At 76.2% G+C, this 17,911-nt stretch carries 15 protein-coding genes; 10 read left to right on the top strand and 5 right to left on the bottom strand.

Going from position 1 to position 17,911, the window contains the following annotated elements; translation table 11 throughout:
- The first annotated feature begins 34 nt into the window (after window positions 1-34).
- The 5 genes from HCN08_RS23745 to HCN08_RS23725 all read left to right on the top strand — a co-directional run bounded on the left by HCN08_RS23745 (window position 35) and on the right by HCN08_RS23725 (window position 5,235).
- The gene (locus tag HCN08_RS23745; RefSeq protein WP_167985255.1) at window positions 35-868 is read left to right on the top strand and encodes a helix-turn-helix transcriptional regulator; all 834 of its coding nucleotides are present in this window, start codon (window positions 35-37) and stop codon (window positions 866-868) included.
- 137 nt (window positions 869-1,005) lie between these two features.
- Window positions 1,006-1,872 (top strand): SGNH/GDSL hydrolase family protein, encoded by an 867-nt coding sequence (locus HCN08_RS23740; RefSeq protein WP_167985254.1) that lies wholly within the window; start codon window positions 1,006-1,008, stop codon window positions 1,870-1,872.
- A gap of 46 nt (window positions 1,873-1,918) precedes the next feature.
- Window positions 1,919-3,352, top strand: a complete 1,434-nt coding sequence (purB, locus tag HCN08_RS23735; protein ID WP_167985253.1) for an adenylosuccinate lyase — start codon at window positions 1,919-1,921, stop codon at window positions 3,350-3,352.
- A gap of 31 nt (window positions 3,353-3,383) precedes the next feature.
- Entirely contained in the window at window positions 3,384-3,938 is a 555-nt protein-coding gene (gene mug, locus HCN08_RS23730) for a G/U mismatch-specific DNA glycosylase (protein ID WP_167985252.1), read from the top strand.
- A 139-nt stretch (window positions 3,939-4,077) separates the two neighbouring features.
- The gene (locus tag HCN08_RS23725) at window positions 4,078-5,235 is read left to right on the top strand and encodes an ROK family protein (RefSeq protein ID WP_167985251.1); all 1,158 of its coding nucleotides are present in this window, start codon (window positions 4,078-4,080) and stop codon (window positions 5,233-5,235) included.
- A gap of 73 nt (window positions 5,236-5,308) precedes the next feature.
- Here HCN08_RS23725 and HCN08_RS23720 read toward each other — a convergent pair whose 3' ends face one another.
- Window positions 5,309-6,070, bottom strand: a complete 762-nt coding sequence (locus HCN08_RS23720) for a GntR family transcriptional regulator (protein WP_167985250.1) — start codon at window positions 6,068-6,070, stop codon at window positions 5,309-5,311.
- Between the two features lie 251 nt (window positions 6,071-6,321).
- On the opposite strand from HCN08_RS23720, the gene HCN08_RS23715 reads away from it, so the two are divergent.
- Complete coding sequence (locus HCN08_RS23715; protein WP_167985249.1) at window positions 6,322-7,068, top strand: SDR family oxidoreductase; 747 nt, start codon at window positions 6,322-6,324, stop codon at window positions 7,066-7,068.
- Window positions 7,069-7,086: 18 nt separating this feature from the next.
- On the opposite strand, the gene sigJ is transcribed toward HCN08_RS23715, so the two are convergent.
- Window positions 7,087-7,998, bottom strand: coding sequence for an RNA polymerase sigma factor SigJ (gene sigJ, locus HCN08_RS23710; RefSeq protein WP_167985248.1), 912 nt, complete (start codon window positions 7,996-7,998; stop codon window positions 7,087-7,089).
- Window positions 7,999-8,542: 544 nt separating this feature from the next.
- Here sigJ and HCN08_RS23705 point away from each other — a divergent pair.
- The 3 genes from HCN08_RS23705 (at window position 8,543) to HCN08_RS23695 (ending at window position 12,218) form a co-directional block, all read left to right on the top strand.
- Window positions 8,543-9,751 carry a GNAT family N-acetyltransferase gene (locus HCN08_RS23705; RefSeq protein WP_167985247.1) on the top strand — a complete coding sequence of 403 codons (1,209 nt, stop codon included), beginning with the start codon at window positions 8,543-8,545 and terminating at the stop codon, window positions 9,749-9,751.
- Window positions 9,752-9,892: 141 nt separating this feature from the next.
- Window positions 9,893-11,584 (top strand): DUF885 domain-containing protein, encoded by a 1,692-nt coding sequence (locus HCN08_RS23700; RefSeq protein ID WP_167985246.1) that lies wholly within the window; start codon window positions 9,893-9,895, stop codon window positions 11,582-11,584.
- Between the two features lie 109 nt (window positions 11,585-11,693).
- On the top strand, window positions 11,694-12,218 hold the full coding sequence (locus tag HCN08_RS23695; protein ID WP_167985245.1) for a GNAT family N-acetyltransferase: 525 nt from the start codon (window positions 11,694-11,696) through the stop codon (window positions 12,216-12,218).
- A 4-nt stretch (window positions 12,219-12,222) separates the two neighbouring features.
- Here HCN08_RS23695 and HCN08_RS23690 read toward each other — a convergent pair whose 3' ends face one another.
- On the bottom strand, window positions 12,223-12,738 hold the full coding sequence (locus tag HCN08_RS23690) for a rhodanese-like domain-containing protein (protein WP_167985244.1): 516 nt from the start codon (window positions 12,736-12,738) through the stop codon (window positions 12,223-12,225).
- 95 nt (window positions 12,739-12,833) lie between these two features.
- On the opposite strand from HCN08_RS23690, the gene HCN08_RS23685 reads away from it, so the two are divergent.
- Window positions 12,834-13,280, top strand: a complete 447-nt coding sequence (locus tag HCN08_RS23685; RefSeq protein WP_167985243.1) for an Lrp/AsnC family transcriptional regulator — start codon at window positions 12,834-12,836, stop codon at window positions 13,278-13,280.
- A gap of 9 nt (window positions 13,281-13,289) precedes the next feature.
- On the opposite strand, the gene HCN08_RS23680 is transcribed toward HCN08_RS23685, so the two are convergent.
- Both HCN08_RS23680 and HCN08_RS23675 read right to left on the bottom strand, forming a co-directional pair.
- Complete coding sequence (locus tag HCN08_RS23680; protein WP_167985242.1) at window positions 13,290-16,694, bottom strand: AAA family ATPase; 3,405 nt, start codon at window positions 16,692-16,694, stop codon at window positions 13,290-13,292.
- Entirely contained in the window at window positions 16,694-17,854 is a 1,161-nt protein-coding gene (locus tag HCN08_RS23675; RefSeq protein ID WP_167985241.1) for an exonuclease SbcCD subunit D, read from the bottom strand. The genes HCN08_RS23680 and HCN08_RS23675 overlap by 1 nt, the downstream gene beginning before the upstream one ends.
- Window positions 17,855-17,911: the final 57 nt, after the last annotated feature.

Below are 17,911 nucleotides of genomic sequence, written 5' to 3'. Positions count from 1 at the left end.
GACGGCCGGCCGGGCCCGGTGCGACAGTGGAGGCATGGCGACCACGGAGTTCGGGCACATGCTGCGGCGCTGGCGGGACCGGGTGCCGCCGGAGGCGGCGGGGCTGACCGCCGGCGGGCAGCGGCGCGCGGCAGGGCTGCGCCGCGAGGAGCTGGCGATGCTCGCCGGGATCTCGGTGGACTACATCACCCGGCTCGAACAGGGCCGCTCGGCGAAGCCCTCGGAGCAGGTCGTCGAGGCGCTGGGCCGGGCGCTGCGCCTGTCGGGCCCGGAGCGCGAGCAGCTCTTCCACGCCGCCGGGCTGGTGCCGCCGGGCCGCGGCACGGTCCCGGCGTTCGTCCCGGCGAGCGTGCAGCGGATGCTGGACCGGCTGTCGGGCACGCCGGTGGCGGTCTTCGACGCGGCGTGGACGCTGCTGCTGGCCAATCCGCTCTACACGGCGCTGATGGGCGAATGCCACGGCAAGGAGCGCAACGCGGTGTGGCGCACCTTCCTCGGCGCGGACACCGGCCGGGTCCGGCACACCTCGCGTACGAAGGCCACGCTGGAGGTCGCACAGGTCGCCCGGCTGCGCGCGACCGCCGCCCGCTACCCCGCCGACCGCCGGCTGCGCGCGCTGATCGCGGAGCTGCGGACCGGCAGCGAGCGCTTCGCACAGCTGTGGGACGCCCGGGCGGTCGGCGAGCACGACGGCTCCCGCAAGACCGTCGACCACCCGCAGCTGGGAGTGCTGACGCTGGACTGCGACGTGCTGAGCGTCGAGAGCAGCGACCTGCGCGTCATGGTCTACACCGCCGAGCCCGGCTCCCAGGACGCCGAACGCCTGGCGCTGCTGTCGGTGCTGGGCACGCAGTCGATGGTGGGCTGACCACGTCAGGCTTCCGCCCGTACGGCGGCCGGCGCGGCCCCGGGGCGGTCGCGGCCCGGGTGCGCGGCGGGCCCGGGTGCGCGGCGGTGCGGGTCGTGCCCGGGCGGCGGTGGGCGGGCGGATAGGATCGCGGCGCGATGGAGACCCGTGCCGATGACCCCAGCTACGCCAGTTTCGTCGCCCTCGGCGACAGCTTCACCGAGGGCATGTCCGACCTGCTGCCCGACGGCAGTTACCGCGGCTGGGCGGACCTGCTCGCCGCGCGGCTCGCGGCGCTGCCGCGCCCGGACGGCGCCGGCTTCCGGTACGCCAACCTGGCGGTGCGCGGCAAGCTGATCCGGCAGATCGTCGACGACCAGGTCGACACCGCGGCGGCGATGCGCGCGGACCTGGTGACCCTGGTCGGCGGGCTCAACGATGTGCTGCGCCCCGGCTGCGACGTCGAGGTGGTGTGCGGGCACCTGGAGGACGCGGTGCGCCGGCTCGCCCCGTCGTGCGGGCGGCTGGTGCTGATGCGCAGTCCCGCCCGCCGCGGCCCGGTCGCGACCCGGTTCCTGCCGCGGATGGACCAGCTGTTCTGCTTCATCGACGACCTGGCCGCCCGGCACGGCGCGGTCGTGGTGGACCTCTACGGCGCCGATGTGCTCGGCGACCCGCGGATGTGGGGCGAGGACCGGCTGCACCTGACGGCGGAGGGCCACCGGCGGGTCGCCGAGGCGGTGTGGCAGGCGCTCGGCCTGCCCGCCGAGGCGGACTGGCGCACCCCGCTGCCGCCCGGGGTGCGGCTCGGCTGGACCGCCCGGCGCACCGCCGACCTGCGCTTCACCCGGCAGCATCTGCTGCCGTGGATCGGCCGCCGGCTGACCGGCCGCTCCTCCGGCGACGGCCGCCCGCCCAAGCGCCCGCAGCTGCTGCCCTACCCGCCGGCCGACCCCGCGCCGGTGCCCGCCGCGCGGGCGGTGCCGGGGCCGCAGGCCGGGGGGCCGGCCGTACCGTCGCCGTGATCGCGCGGAGCCGGCGGCGGCGCCGCGACCAGTAGAATCTCCACACGTGACAGCCAAGCCGCGTATCCCCAACGTCCTCGCCGGCCGCTATGCCTCCACGGAGCTGGCCGCCCTGTGGTCCCCCGAGCAGAAGGTGGTGCTGGAGCGCCGGCTGTGGCTCGCCGTGCTGCGCGCGCAGGGCGACCTCGGGATCGAGGTGCCCGCGCAGGCGGTCGCCGACTACGAGCGGGTGCTGGAGCAGGTGGACCTGGGCTCGATCGCGGAGCGCGAGAAGGTCACCCGGCACGACGTGAAGGCCAGGATCGAGGAGTTCAACGCGCTCGCCGGGCACGAGCAGATCCACAAGGGCATGACGTCCCGGGACCTGACGGAGAACGTCGAGCAGTTGCAGATCCGGCTGTCGCTGGAGCTGGTGCGCGACCGTACGGTCGCGGTGCTCGCCCGGCTGGGGCAGCTCGCCGGGCAGTACGCGGAGCTGGTGATGGCCGGCCGCTCGCACAACGTCGCCGCGCAGGCCACCACGCTGGGCAAGCGCTTCGCGACCGCGGCCGACGAGCTGCTGGTGGCCTACGAGCGGGTTGAGGACCTGATCGCCCGCTACCCGCTGCGCGGCATCAAGGGCCCGGTCGGCACCGCGCAGGACATGCTGGACCTGCTGGGCGGCGACCAGGGCAAGCTCGCCGAGCTGGAGCAGCGCGTCGCCGGGCACCTGGGCTTCGGCCGCGCGTTCACCTCCGTCGGGCAGGTCTACCCGCGCTCGCTGGACTACGACGTGGTGAGCGCGCTGGTGCAGCTGGCCGCGGCGCCCTCGTCGCTGGCCAAGACGATCCGGCTGATGGCGGGCCTTGAGCTGGTCACCGAGGGCTTCAAGCCGGGGCAGGTCGGCTCGTCGGCCATGCCGCACAAGATGAACACCCGCTCGTGCGAGCGGGTCAACGGCCTGATGGTGATCCTGCGCGGCTACGCCTCGATGACCGGCGAGCTGTCGGGCGACCAGTGGAACGAGGGCGACGTGTCGTGCTCGGTGGTGCGCCGGGTCGCGCTGCCGGACGCCTTCTTCGCCTTCGACGGGCTGCTGGAGACCTTCCTGACGGTGCTGGACGAGTTCGGTGCCTTCCCCGCGGTGGTCGCCCGCGAGCTGGACCGCTACCTGCCGTTCCTGGCCACCACCAAGGTGCTGATGGGCGCGGTGCGGGCGGGCGTCGGGCGGGAGCTCGCGCACGAGGCGATCAAGGAGAACGCGGTGGCCTCGGCGCTGGCGATGCGCGAGCAGGGCACCGAGCGCAACGAGCTGCTGGACCGGCTCGCGGCCGACGAGCGGATCCCGCTGGACCGCACGCAGCTGGACGCGCTGATGGCCGACCGGCTGTCGTTCACCGGCGCCGCGGCCGGGCAGGTCGCCGAGGTCGTCCGCCGGGTGGAGGAGGTCGTCAAGGCCCGCCCGCAGGCCGCCGCGTACCGCCCGGGGGCGATCCTCTGAGCCGGGCACGGCGGGCGCCGGGGCGGCCGGCATGACGCCGGAGCAGCTGGCCGCGGCCCGCGACCGTACTCTCGACGACCTGCTCGCGCCGGGCCTGCGGGTGCTGTTCTGCGGCATCAACCCGGGCCTGATGTCGGCGTACGTGGGCCACCACTTCGCGCGGCCCGGCAACCGCTTCTGGCCGGCGCTGCACGCCTCGGGCTTCACCCCGCGGCGTTTCGCGCCCGCCGAGCAGGCCGGGCTGCTGGACCTGGGGCTCGGCGTCACCAACGTGGCGGCGCGGGCGAGCGCGCGGGCCGACGAGCTGAGCACGCGGGAGCTGGTCGAGGGCGGGCGGATACTGACCGCGAAGGTCATCGAGCACCAGCCGGCGTGGCTGGCGGTGCTCGGCGTGACCGCCTACCGGGTGGCCTTCGGCGAGCGGCACGCGCAGGTCGGCCCGCAGCAGCGGACGATCGGCGCCACCAGGATCTGGGCGCTGCCGAGCCCGAGCGGCCTGAACGCGCACTGGACGCCCGCCGCGCTCGCCGCGGAGTTCGGCCGGCTGCGCGAGGCGGCGCCCGGCCCACCGGTGCGCACGTCCTGACGGTACGTCAGCGGGGCCGCGCGGCGGCGGTGACGTACCGTCGCGGCGCTGCCGCACAAACGTAACGGGACCGCACTCGCCGCGCGCCCTGCGGCCCGGTACGATCCGCCACACACAGGCACAGGCTGGGAGGACATACGTGGGGCGACTCACCGGCGGGGACCCGTCCCTGCTCAGGCGGATCAACTCCGCGGTCGTCCTGCACGCCCTGCGCGGGGCGCAGACCCCCACCCTCACCGAGCTGGTCCAGAGCACGGGGCTGTCCCGCCCGACCGTCGAGGGCGTCATCGAGGGGCTGACCGAGTCCGACCTGGTGGTGGAGGTCGGCCCGGAGGCCGGCGACGCCCGCAAGCAGGGCCGGCCGGCCCGGCGGTTCCGCTTCCACGCCGAGGCCGGGCATCTGCTGGGCATCGAGATCGGCGCGCACCAGGTGCGGGTCGTGCTGTCGGACCTGGGCGGGGAGCTGCTGGGCTCGCACTGGCGGGACGTCGACGAGGCGGCCTCGGCCGACGACCGGCTGGAGCGGGTCCGCGGCACGGTCGCGGAGCTGCTGCGCAAGGCCGGGGTGGCGCGCAGCACGCTGTGGGCGGTCGGGGTGGGCAGCCCCGGCATCGTGGGCGCGGACGGCGAGGTGCGGCTGAGCACCGCGCTGCCGGGCTGGACCGGGCTGCCGCTGGGCGAGCGGCTGCGCCGGTCGTTCCGATGTCCGGTCCTGGTGGAGAACGACGCGAACGTCGCCGCGGTGGCCGAGCACTGGAAGGGCTCGGCGATCGGCACGGACGACGTGGTCTTCGTGCTCGCGGGGCTCAGCCCCGGGGCGGGCTCGCTCATCGGCGGGCGGCTGCACCGCGGTTCCGGCGGCGCCGCGGGCGAGATCGGCGCCCTGCATCTGCTGGGGCGGGACGTGACGCCGGAGCATCTGCTGTCGACCACCGGGGAGCCGCTGCACCCGCTGGACGAGCCGGCGGTGGAGCGGGTGTTCACGCTGGCCCGGCAGGGCGACGCGCAGGCCAACGACGCGGTGCGGCGCTTCCTGCAGCGGCTGGTGCACGACGTGGCGGCGCTGGTGCTGGCGATCGACCCCGAGCTGGTCGTGATCGGCGGCTGGGCGGCGGGCCTGGACGGCATCCTGGAGCCGCTGCGGGCCGAGCTCGAACGCTACTGCCTGCGCACCCCGCGGGTGACGCTGTCGGCGCTGGGCCAGGAGGCGATCGCCACCGGCGCGCTGCGGCTGGCGCTGGACCACGTCGAGGAGCAGCTGTTCACCGTGCAGCAGACGTCGATGGCGCTGCGCTGACCCCCGGCGTGCGGAAGGCCCGCGCCCTCGGCGGGAGCGGGCCCTCGGCCGTACGGATCGAACCGGCGGCGGGTCAGGAGGCCTGCGCGCGGTCCTCCTGGTGGTGGGTGACTTCAAAGGCCCCCGCGTCGCCGAAGGTGAGCTTGCAGGTGTCGGCGCGGTAGGTGGCGACCGAGACCGCGGCGACCCGGCCGGCGGAGTAGTAGCGCGAGGTGACCACGAGCACCGGGGCGCCGGGCAGCCGGTCGAGCTGCTTGGCGTCCTCGGCGCGGGCCGAGCCGAGCTCCACCGCGCGGTCCTCGCCCTCCAGCGGCAGTGCGTGCAGCTCGCGCAGCACGGCGGGCGCGTGCGCGGCGGGCGTGAGGTCCGCGGACAGGCCCGGGACCGAGGAGCGCGGTACGTACAGCAGCTCGGCGGCGACCGGCTGGCCGCGCATCACGCGGGCCCGGCGGATGGTGTGCACCGCCTCGTCGGCGCCGGTGCCCAGCAGCGCGGCGATCGCGGCGGCGGGTACGGCCTCGACGCAGCCGGCGGTCTCCCACGCGTCCCGCCCGGCGCCCGGCCAGGCGTGCGCGGCCGGGCCGACGGACACGCCCATGCGCGGCGGGGCGACGGTGGTGCCGACACCGCGGCGGCGCTGCAGCCGGCCTTCGAGCTCCAGCTGTTCCAGCGCCTGGCGGAGCGTGGCCCGGGCGACGCCGAAGCGGGCGGCGAGGTCGCGCTCGTTCGGCAGGATCTCACCGACCTCGAACTCCGAGTCGAGGGCGTCGTTCAGCACCGTCTTGAGGTGCCAGTACTTCGGCTCCGGCACCGATTCGAGCTGCGTGGTCCCCACCCTGTCCTCGCAATCCGCCCAAGGCTTGTTCAGCCTTGTTTCCTAACCAGTGTTTATTAAAGGTTCTTGCACTACTAAGGACGATAGAGCCGCCCGTCAGGCTTGGTCAAGACCAATCCTCGAACCGGCACCCCCGCCGCCGGAAGGCGATATGTCCAGTGTTCATGCGATGTTGACGGTGCGCTGCGATAGTGTTCGTGATCATCGAGCGGCGTCTGGGCCGTACGGCGGCACGAAGGAGCGGAGGGCCGATGGACGAGGTCACGCTGGTCACCGGGGGCAGCCGCGGCATCGGGGCGGCGGTGGCGGTGCGGCTGGCCGCCGCGGGGCACCGGGTCGGCATCGGCTACGAGCGCTCCAAGGACGCGGCCGAGGATGTGGCGCGGCGGATCCGCGAGCAGGGCGGCACGTGCGTGCTGCACCAGGTGGACACCAGTGACGCCGAGCAGGTGGACGGCTTCTTCGACGTGGTCAAGGAGCAGCTGGGCGCGGTGACCGGCCTGGTCAACAACGCGGGCATCACCGGTCCGCTCGGCCGCTTCACCGAGACGCCGGTGGAGGTCATGCGCCGGGTGGTGGACGTCAACCTGATGGGCGCGCTGCTGTGCGCGCGGCGGGCGGCGCTGGAGATGTCCACCCGGTACGGCGGCAACGGCGGGGCGATCGTCAACATCTCCTCGGGCGGCGCGACGCTCGGCAGCCCTGGGGAGTACGTGCACTACGCGGCGAGCAAGTCGGCGGTGGACGCGCTGACGGTGGGCCTGTCGAAGGAGCTGGGGCCGGACGGGGTGCGGGTCAACTCGGTGCAGCCCGGCATGATCGTCACCGACATCCACGCGGCGATGGGCGACCCGCAGCGGCCGTGGCGCAACCCCGAGCGGGTGCCGATGCGGCGGCCGGGGCAGCCGGAGGAGATCGCGGGCGCGGTGGCGTGGCTGCTGTCGCCGGACGCGTCGTACACCACGGGCGCGGTGCTGCGGATCTCCGGCGGGCTGTGAGCCCGGGCGCGGGCGGCGTCAGGCCACGCCGGTGAGCTTGCCGGGGTTGGTGAGCAGGAAGACGCAGGAGACCAGGCCCCCGGTGGTCTCCAGCACGATCACGGTGTGCGGGGCGCCGTGCGAGGTGATGACGATCGCGGGCGCGCCGTTGACCTCGCGTATGGCGACGCCCATGGCGGGCGGGGTGTCGGTGGAGACCGCGTGCAGGAAGCGGCCGACGTGGTCGGCGGTGCGCAGCACGCGGCGCGGCGCCTTCTGCACTCCCCCGCCGTCGCCGATGAGCCGGACGTCGGGGGCGAGCAGCGCCAGCAGCCCGGCGAGGTCGCCGGTGGCGCATGCGGCCAGGAAGCGCTGCGCGATGTCGGCGCCGAGCGCGGGGTCGGCGTCGAAGCGCTGCTCGCGGGCCTCGACGTGCCGGCGGGCCCGGCCGGCGAGCTGCCGTACGGCGGGTTCTGCGCGGCCCAGGATCGCGGCGATGTCGGCGTACGGGTAGCCGAACGCCTCGCGCAGGACGAAGACCGCGCGCTCCAGCGGGGAGAGGGTCTCCAGGACGACCAGCAGCGCGAGGGAGACCGACTCGGCGCGCAGGACGTGCGCTTCGGCGTCCGGCGGCGGCGGGGTGTCGGTGGCGCGCGGTTCCGGCAGCCATTCGCCGACGTAGGTCTCGCGGCGGGACTGGACCTGCCGCAGCCGGTCGAGGGCGAGCCGGGTGGTGGTACGCACCAGGTACGCGCGCGGCTCGCGCACCGCGCCGTGGTCGGCGCCTGCCCAGCGCAGCCACGCCTCCTGGACGACGTCCTCGGCGTCGGCGAAGCGGCCGAGCATGCGGTAGGCGACGCCGGTGAGCACCGCCCGGTGCTGCTCGAACACCTCGGCGGGCGCCGCGCCGGGGCCGCCGCCGGGGCGACCGCGCAGTCGCGTGTCCCGCATCGCGCCAGCGTATCCCACGGGCCGTCAGGCGCCGGCGGCGCACCGGCGGGGTGCCGGTCGCCGCCGCGCCTGCCCGAGGAGGGGACAGGCAGGCGCGGGGCGACCGCGGCGCCCCGACCGGGACGGGGGCGCCCGGTCGGGGCGGCTGGCCGAGCCGGTGCCGCGCACCGGCCCGTACCGAGACAACTCCCGCCATCGGACCGGAGTTCCCGGCGCGGGACATTTCCCCCGCGGCGTCTTCCGCGGGGGCGCGCGGGGCGCGCGGGCCGGGCGCGGCGTCGCGCCGCGGGCAGGGGGTCGGCGTGCCGCACGCCGCACCGGACCCGTGTCCGCCGCGGCTCCCGACCGCCGGGCACCCGCATGTCTTCGGCGGCGGGGACGGCGCGGCGGGCTGACCGGCCACCGGCGGCCGGGGCGGTCGGTTTCGTACCGGCAACGGCCGCCAAAGGCGGGGAAAAGGTCAGTTAACCGAGAAGATCCGTCCTTTACCGTCCGGTCACGGCATGTTCGTGATCACGCAACACCGGTTCGCCATTGTAGGCGTATGCCTCATACGACTCCCGAGCCTCCGGGCGGGGCCGTGACCCGGTTCCGTCTGCGGTGGTTGTCCCGTACGTCCGGCCCGGCGCGGGCCTCAGGAGCGGCCGTGGCCGCCCCCGCGGGGGGACATCCCGCCGGCGCCGCCGAGCCCGCGTTGTGGCGGCTGCGCACCACTGTGCGGGACACCCCCGGCAGCCTCGCCGCGGTGTGCGCGGCGCTGGCGCTGCACGGCGTGGACATCGTGACGTTGCAGACGCACCCGCTGGCCGAGGGCACCGTCGACGAGTTCCTGCTGCGCACCCCGCCCGCGCTCACCGCCGCCGAGGTCACGCGGGCCGTCGCGGGCGCGGGCGGCGCGGACGTGTGGCTGGAGCGGGCCGACGCGCACGACCTGGTCGACACCCCGACCCGGATGCTGGCCCTGGCCACCCGCACCGCCCTGGACCCGGCGGAACTGCCCCTGGCGCTGCGGCAGTTGTTCGGCCGCTGCACGGTCACCTCGGACCCGGCCGGCAAGCCGGCGAGCGAGGTGTGGGAGCCCACCGTGATGCGGCTGCGCGACCCCTCGGGCGGCACGATCACCGTACGGCGCGACCATCTGCCCTTCACGCCCACCGAGTTCGCCCGGGCCCGCGCCCTGGTGGAGCTGGACGCCCGGCTCGGCGTGCGGGTGCCGGCGGCCCGGCAGGCGGTACGGCTGCCCGCGGGTGAGGAGCTGACGGTGCGCCGGGTCGGCCCGCAGGACCGCGAGGCGGCACTGGCGATGCACGACCGCTGCTCGCCGGCGACGCTGGCCCGCCGCTACCACGGCCCCGCCGAGGACGCCGACCGCTACCTCGACCACCTGCTGAGCCCGCGCTTCGGCCATTCGCTGGCCGTCGAGACCGCGGCCGGCCGCCTGGTCGCGCTCGGCCACCTGCTGTGGGACGGCGAGGAGAACGAGGTCGCGCTGCTCGTCGAGGACGCCTGGCAGCACCGCGGCATCGGCGCGGTGCTGCTGCGCCGGCTCGTCGAACTCGCCGCGGAGGCGGGCCGCTCCAGCGTGTACGCGGTGACCCGCGCGTCCAACAGCGGCGTGGCCGCGCTGATGCGGGGCCTCGGCCTCCCGCTGGACTACCACGTCGAGGACGGCACGCTGGTCCTCACCGCGACCCTGCCGGCGGCCCCCGCGTCGGCCGCGAGCCTGCCGTGGGTGGCCGCGCGCCGGGCGTAACACGCGGGGGCGGGCGGGCCCCGGGGCCGTAACATCTTCGGCGCGGCGCCGTCTTGGGGCCCGACCTTGCGGCCTGGAGTGCTCCCCCCCGGGGGGCGATCCCGGTGGCTTTCGCGGGGTGTTTCGTACGAGGATGGCCGCATGTCCAATCTGACCAGCACCTCGCTTCCCCGGGAGGTCGCCGACGCCTATGTCGACGACCTCATCGCCCTCGACCCGCTGCTCGGCACCTACCTCGGTGTGCCCTCCTCCGCCCGGCTGCTGCCGGACTTCTCGCCCGCCGGCGCCGACGAGCACGCGGCGCTCGCCCGCCGGACGCTCGACCGGCTGGCCGCCGCCGAGGCGGTGCCCGGGGCGGACAGCGACGTGGAGCGGCGGTGCGCGCGGCTGCTGCGCGAGCGGCTGACGGCGGGCCTGGCGGTGCACGAGGCCGGCGAGCACCTGCGGGCGGTCAGCAACCTCAACTCCCCCGCGCACCAGATGCGCGAGGGCTTCACGCTGATGCCGGCCGAGACGCCCGAGCACTACGCGGACCTGGCCGCCCGGATGCGGGCGGTGCCGGCGGCGCTGGACGGCTACCGGGCCTCGCTGGCCGAGGGGCTGGCCAAGGGCCTGCCGGGCGGGCCGCGGCAGGTCGAGACGATGGTCGCCCAGTTCGGCGAGTGGACCGGCGGCGACGACCCGGCCGGCAGCTGGTTCGCCGCGCTCGTCGCGGACGGCCCGCAGGACATGCGCGCGGAGCTGGACGCCGCCGCCGCCGAGGCCACCGCCGCCTACGCGGCCCTGCGCGACTGGCTGCGCGACACCTACGGCCCCGCCGTCGCGGGCACGCCGGACGCGGTGGGCCGCGAGCGCTACCTGACGTGGGCGCGGATGTGGAACGGCACCGACCTGGACGTGGAGGAGGCGTACGCGTACGGCTGGTCGGAATACCACCGGCTGCGCGCCGAGATGGCCGGCGAGGCCGAGAAGATCCTGCCGGGCAAGGACCCGTGGGAGGTGCTGGGGTACCTGGCCGAGCACGGCCAGGCCGTCGAGGGCGTCGACGAGGTCCGCGACTGGCTCCAGGCGCTGATGGACGAGGCCGTCGCGGCGCTGGACGGCACGCACTTCGACCTGGCCGACCGGGTCAAGGTCGTCGAGGCGCGCATCGCGCCGCCCGGTGGCGCGGCGGCGCCGTACTACACCGCGCCGTCGGAGGACTTCTCCCGTCCCGGCCGGACCTGGCTGCCCACGATGGGGCGCACCCGCTTCCCCGTCTACGACCTGGTCTCCACCTGGTACCACGAGGGTGTGCCCGGCCACCATCTGCAACTGGCGCAGTGGGCGCATGTGGCGGGCGACCTGTCGCGCTACCAGGCGTCGGCGGGCCTGGTCAGCGCGAACGCCGAGGGCTGGGCCCTCTACGCGGAGCGGCTGATGGACGAGCTGGGCTTCCTCGGCGACCCGGAGCGCCGGCTGGGCTACCTGGACGCGCAGATGATGCGGGCGGTCCGGGTCATCATCGACATCGGCATGCACACCGGCCTGGACATCCCGGCGGACTCGCCCTTCCACCCCGGTGAGCGCTGGACGCCGGAGCTGGCCCGGGAGTTCTTCGGCCGGCACAGCGGGCGGCAGCCGGAGTTCGTCGACAGCGAGATCGTGCGCTACCTGGGCATGCCGGCCCAGGCGATCGGCTACAAGCTGGGCGAGCGGGCCTGGCTCCAGGGCCGCGAGGCGGCGCGTGCCGCGCACGGCGACGCCTTCGACCCCAAGGCGTGGCACATGGCGGCGCTGTCGCAGGGCTCGCTCGGGCTCGACGACCTGCTCGCCGAGATCTCGGCGCTGTAGCGTTGCGGGCCGTGGTGGCACCGGGCCGGCGCCACCACGGCCCCCTCGCCTCGCCTCGCACGTCCCCTCCCCTGTCGCCCGGCGACCCAGGACAAGGCGGTACCGCCCGATGACCCTGCATGCTTCCCTCGACGGCGGCCGGCTGGTGCTGACCCAAGGCCGTCTGACGCTGCGCGAGCAGCTCCCGAAGGACGCCGCGCAGCTCGCCGACGGCAAGCCGGCCGGCCTGACGTGGATCGACGGCGGGCCGGGCGAGGGCACGATAGGCGCGGCCTCGATGACGGTGGCCGCCGCCGCGGCCGGGGCCTACCGTCCCGGCTGGGGCGTCTTCGCGATCCAGCGCACCGCCGACGGCACGGCGCTGGGCGGCGCGGGCTTCCACGGGCCGCCGGACGGCGGGGCGGTGGAGATCGGCTACGACCTGTCGGCGTCCGGCCGCGGCGAGGGCTGGGCGACCGACGCGGCGCGGGCGCTGTGCCAGTGGGCGCTCGGCCAGCCCGAGGTGGACCGGGTGCTGGCCACGACCGAGCCGGGCAACGCCGCCTCGCAGGCGGTGCTGCGCCGGGTCGGCTTCGCGCGGGTGGCCGACCGCGGCGAGCTGTGGTCGTACGAGCTGCGCGCGCTGCCGCGGTGACGGCTCAGCAGCCGCAGTCGTCGGCGCCGGCGGGGGCGGTGAGGGGGTCGGCGGCGCGGTGCGCGGGGCCGTCGGCGCTCTCGTAGCCGAAGCCCTCGCGGATCCAGTACTCGATGCCGCCGAGCATCTCCTTGACCTGGAAGCCGCGTGAGGCGAGCGCGTGGGCGGCGCGGGTGGCGCCGTTGCAGCCGGGGCCCCAGCAGTGGACGACGACCGGGACGGCGCGGTCGAGGAAGGTGTCGGCGAGCTGCGCAACCCGGTCGGTGGGCAGGTGGACGGCGCCGGGGATGTGCCCCTGCTCCCATGCCCGGGTGCTGCGGCTGTCCACCAGGACAAAGCCGGGGCCGGTCCCGGACTCGGCGGCGGCGGTCAGGGCGGCGGCGACGTCGGAGACGTCGGTGTGGAAAGCAAGGCTCGCCGCGAAGTGCGCGGCGGCTTCCGCGGGCGCGGCGGGCGGCACCCGCAGGACGGCGTTCGTGCTGGTCACGGCGGGGGCGGTGATGCTGGTGTCGGTCGTCATGACCGGAAATCTACGGTCGCGGGGCGGGCTGCCGGAAGGATCGTTCCCCGGCGTACGGCTTGATCGGCCGGGGATTGTGCTGGTATTCCTGCGGAATGACCGCTCATTCCCTGGACGCCACCGACTGGCGGCTGCTGGAGGCCCTGCAACGCGACGGCCGGGCCAGTTACGCCGAGCTGGCCCGGGCCGTGTCGATGTCGCCGAGCGCGGTGACCGAGCGGGTGCGGCGCCTTGAGGAGGCCGGGGTGATCACCGGGTATTCGGCGGTGATCGACCATGAGCGGATCGGGCTGCCCATCCTGGCGATGGTGCGGTTGCGCTATCCGCACGGCAACTACAAGCCCTTCCACGACCTGGTCGCGGCCACCCCGGAGATCCTGGAGGCGCACCACGTCACCGGTGAGGACTGCTTCGTGCTGAAGGTCGCGGCGCGCTCGATGCGGCACCTGGAGGAGACCGCGGGGCGGATCTCCGGGCTCGGCGCGGTGACGACGAGCGTCGTCTACTCCTCGCCGCTGGAGCGGCGCCCGCTGGTGCTGTGACGCTCGCGCTCAGCGGGCGCTCTGGTGGAGGGTGGAGCCGTCGCGGCCCTTGCCGACCCGCAGTTGGGCGGGGATGCGGTCGCGCAGGTCGGCGACGTGGCTGACGATGCCGACCGCGCGGTCGCGTTCGCGCAGCCCGTCGAGGACGTCCAGGACCTCGTCGAGGGCCTGCTCGTCGAGGCTGCCGAAGCCCTCGTCGATGAAGAGGGTGTCCAGGCGCATGCCGCCCGCCTCGTCGGTGACGACGTCGGCCAGGCCCAGGGCGAGGGCGAGCGAGGCGTAGAAGGTCTCGCCGCCGGAGAGCGTCGCGGTGTCGCGCTCGGTGCCGGTCCAGGCGTCGACGACGACCAGTCCGAGGCCGGACTTCGTACGGCCGCCGCCGCGGGCGTCGCTGTGGGCGAGGGTGTACCGGCCCCCGGACATCCGCCGCAGCCGCAACCCGGCCGCGGCGGCGACCTGTTCGAGCCGCGCGGCCAGCACATAGGTCTCCAGCTCCATGCGGTAGCGGTTCTCCGCGGAGGTGGCCGACGCGAGGTCCGACAGCCGGGCGATCCGGTCGTGCGCCGCCCGCGCCGGCGCGAGCTCCCGCACGACGGCATCGGCCTCGGCGCCGAGCCGGTCGAGGTCCGCACACCGCGCCGCCGCGCCGGCCTCGGCGGCGGAGGCCCACCGCAGCCGCAGGTTGGCGCCGTCGAGCGCCCCCTGCGCCCGGGCGGCGACCTCACCGGCGAGGTGGGTGAGCCGGGCGAGCGCCCCGAGGTCGGGGGCCGCGTCCGGGCCGGCGGCGGAGTCGGCTGCGGTGGCGGGGGCGTTGTCAGGGGCCGAGCCCGCCGCCTCGGGGGCGGAGAGGTCTGGGGGGAGGGTGGAGAGGGCGGTGGTGAGTTCGGCTTCTGCCGCGGCCTCCTCCTTCGACCAGGTCTCCGCCTCGCGTTCGGCGGCCCACAGGCGGGGCGGGGGCAGCAGCGCGGCGGCGGCTTCGGCGGGGGTGGCGAAGCCGGCTCGGGCGGCGGCGTCGGCGAGGGCCGACTCGGCTTCGGCGAGGCGCTGCCGGCTGTCGGCGCGCTCGCGGGCGGCGTGGGCGGCGCGTTCCAGCAGGGCGAGGGTACGGGTCAGGTGGTCGCGGCGGGCGGCGACGGTCGGGTGGCCGGCCCGGGCCTTGGCCAGCTCGCCGCTCAACCGCTCGTACTGCTCGTCCAGTTCCTCGCGGCGGGAGGTGCGGGCGGCGGCGCGGTGGAGGGCGTCCTGCTGCTGGGCGGTGCGCCGGTCGCGCTCCTCCTCGGCGCGGGCGAGGGCCGCCCTGGCCTCGGGGACGGTGGCCGCGGCGCGGGTGGCGGCGTCATGCCGGGCGACCAGATCGGCGTGGGCGGCGGCGAGTTCGGCCTGGGGGGCGTCGCCCGCGGTGGCGGTGGCGGCCTCCAGGGCGGTACGCAGCCGGGTGGCGGTCTCGCGGGCCGCGTCGTGGTCCGCGGCGCGCTGCTGGAAGCGGGCGTAGGCGGCGTCCTCGTCGGCGCGGGTGACGTGCCGGGCGGTGGGCCGGGCAGGCGCGGGGTGGTCGGCGGAGCCGCACACCCGGCAGGGCTCGCCGGCGGCGAGCTGGGCGGCGAGTTCGGCGGCGATGCCGTCGATACGGCTCTCCCGCAGGTCCTGCCAGGTCTCCCGGGCGTCCGCGGCCCGGTCGCGCGCCTCCCGGGCGGTCTGCTCGGCGCGGCCGAGGTCGGCGGCGAGGGCGTCGCGCTGCGCGGCGGCGTCCTTGCGCCGCCGGGCGGCGTCGCGCTGCCCCGCGAGGTCGCCGGCCCGCGCGGCGGCCTCCAGCGCGGCGTCGAGCCGGGCCTGCAACCGGGCCCGCTCCTCGGGCCACCCGCCGAGCCACCCCCCGGCGTCCCGTACGGCCTCCTCGTCCTCGCGCTCCTCCCGCTCCGCCTGCGCCCGCCGCCCGGCGATCTCCCGCACCCGCGCCTCGACGTCCACGGCGGCGGCGAGCCCGCCGAGCGCTTCCCGCACGTCGCCGGCGCGGCGCACGAGCGCACCGGGGTCCAGCGCGGGGACGCCACCGCGACCCGCGCCACGCGGGGACGCCGGCTCGCCGTCCCCGCCGACGCCCGGCCCGCCCGGGTCAAGGGCACGCGCGGCCACCGCCCCGTCCGCGCCGTCCACGCCCTGCGTGCGAGCCGGCGCCGGGAGGTCGAGGAGTGCTTCCTGCGCGAGTGCGCTCGCGGCGGCGCGTTCGAGGCCGAGGGCTTCTTCGTGCTGGGCGGCGACCTTGTCCCGGTGCGTGAGGGCCGGGTCCACCGTGGTGGCCCGCTGGGCGCGGGCCAGCGTCTCCCGGGCAGCGGTGCGCTGCGGGCGCAGCTCCCCGAGTTCGGCGACCCGGCGCCAGGCGTCCTCGACGCGCCGCCGGGCGGCATGGGCGTCCCGCGCCTGCTCGGCGGCGAGGGCGGCTGCGGCGTGCTCGGCTTCGGCGTGAGCGAGCGCGATCCGGGCGATGTCGTGCCGCTCCCGGGCGTTGCTGCGCAACACGGCGGCATACGCGAGCAGCCCCGCGGGCTCGGCGGGGTCGAGCCCGAGCTGCTCCGCGGAAGTGCCCACGCCACGGCCCCCCTCCGACGCCACCCCCGGGGCTCCCCCCGCACGGGACCCCGCGCCGGGCGCGGCCGGAGCGGGGCCGGCGACGCCCCCGCGGGTCTTCGCGGCAGCCGCGGCGAGGTGGGCGGGCTCGCCGGTGGTCTGGCCGGGGATGGGGGCGGGTTCCTCGCCCGCTGCCTGCCGCATGCGGGCGGCCAGTTCGGCGGTGCGGCGGTCGCCCGCCGCCAGGAGCTGCGCAGCTTCCTGCTTGCGGTCGCGCAGCCGCTGCTCCACCGAGCGGAAGCGCCTGGTGTCGAAGAGCTTGCCGAGCAGCGCGGCCCGCTCCGTGGCGCTCGCGCGCAGGAAGGTCGCGAACTCGCCCTGGGGCAGCAGCACCACCTGGCAGAACTGCTCGCAGCTCATGCCGACCAGTTGCCGGATCTCCTCGCCGGCCTCCTGGTGGGAGCGGGTCAGGCCGTGCCACCGGCCGGCCGTCCGCTCGCGCAGATGCGTGACCGCGCGTTCCATCGTCACGCCGGTGCCGCGTTTCTTGGCGCGCGGCTGCTCGGGGCGCCGGGTGATCTCCAGCCGGCGCCCGGCGAGGGTGAGTTCGAGCACGACCTCGGTGGCGGTGCCGGGCGCGGCGTGGTCGCTGCGCAGCCGGGTGGCCGGCCGGTCGCCGGGGACCTGGCCGTACAGCGCGAAGCACACCGCGTCGAGGACGGAGGTCTTGCCGCCGCCGGTGGGGCCGTGCAGCAGGAACAGGCCCGCGGTGGACAGCTCGTCGAAGTCGACGCTCTGCTCGCCCGCGAAGGGGCCGAAGGCGGTGAGCCGCAGCCGGTGCAGGCGCATCAGTCGCGCTCCGTTCCCGCCGCGGCGGCCCGCACCGCGTCGAACGCGTCGCGCAGCACCGCGCGTTCGTGGTCGTCGGGCGCGCTGCCGCGCACGTGCGCGACGAAGTCCTCGGCGATCTGCTGGTCGCTGCGGCCGGCCAGGCGGCGGGCGTAGGAGGCGTCGGGGTCCTCGGGCCGGTTCCCGGGGTCAAAGCCGAGGCTGAGGATGTGCGGGAAGCGCTTGGCGAGCGCGGCCATCGGCTCGTAGGGGCGGTCGGCGTCGGTGAGGACGGCCTCGACCCAGGAGTCGGTGTGCGCCTCGTGCGCGGGGTCGGCGAGCAGTTCGGCGAGCGTGCCGCGCAGCCGGGCCAGCCGGCGCGGCACGGGCGTGTCGAGCCGGCGGGCGTCGATCGCGCCGCCGGGTCCGAGGTCGACCAGCCACATGCTCTTGCGGTGGTGCTCCTCGGAGAAGGAGTAGGCCAGCGGCGAGCCGCTGTAGCGGAGGCGCTCGCCGACGGTCTGGCAGCCGTGCAGGTGGCCGAGCGCGGTGTAGTGGAAGCCGTCGAAGAGCGCGGCGGGCACGGAGTCGACGCCGCCGGTGGTGATGTCGCGTTCGCTGTCGCTGGGCGCGGCGCCGGTGACGAAGGCGTGGGCGAGCACGACGCTGCGGGTGCCGGCAGGGCGGGTGGCGAGATCCGCGCGGATCAGGTCGATGGCGGCGCCGAGCACGGCGGGGTGGTCGGCCCGGTCGGTGCCCAAGGTGTCGCGGACCAGGGCGGGTTCGAGGTAGGGGATGCCGTAGACGGCGACGTCGCCGTGCTCGTCGCGCAGCAGGACGGGGCGGTCGCAGCCGGCCGGGACGGTGCGCAGGTGGACGCCGGCCCGGCCGAGCAGTCCCGCGCCGACGCCGAGCCGGCGCGCGGAGTCGTGGTTGCCGGAGATCATCACGGTGGGCACGCCGGCCGCGGCGAGCGCGTGCAGCGCCCGGTCGTACAGCTCGACGGCGGACAGGGGCGGCACGGCCCGGTCGTAGATGTCGCCGGCGACGAGGACGGCGTCGACGTCCTCGGCGCGGACGACGTCCACGAGGTGGTCGAGGAAGGCCCGTTGCGCCTCCAGCAGGCTCACCCGGTGGAAGGACCGGCCCAGGTGCCAGTCCGATGTGTGCAGCAGCCTCACTCGGCCGCCTCGATGTGCCCGCCCACGCTCGCCGTTCCTCGCCCTCCGCCGGGTGCC

The sequence above is a fragment of the Actinacidiphila epipremni genome, from assembly GCF_012034175.1.
Classification (GTDB): Bacteria; Actinomycetota; Actinomycetes; order Streptomycetales; family Streptomycetaceae; genus Actinacidiphila; species Actinacidiphila epipremni.
The sequence above is the reverse complement of the archived record's forward strand: the minus strand, read 5'-3'. Positions and strand labels throughout refer to the sequence as shown.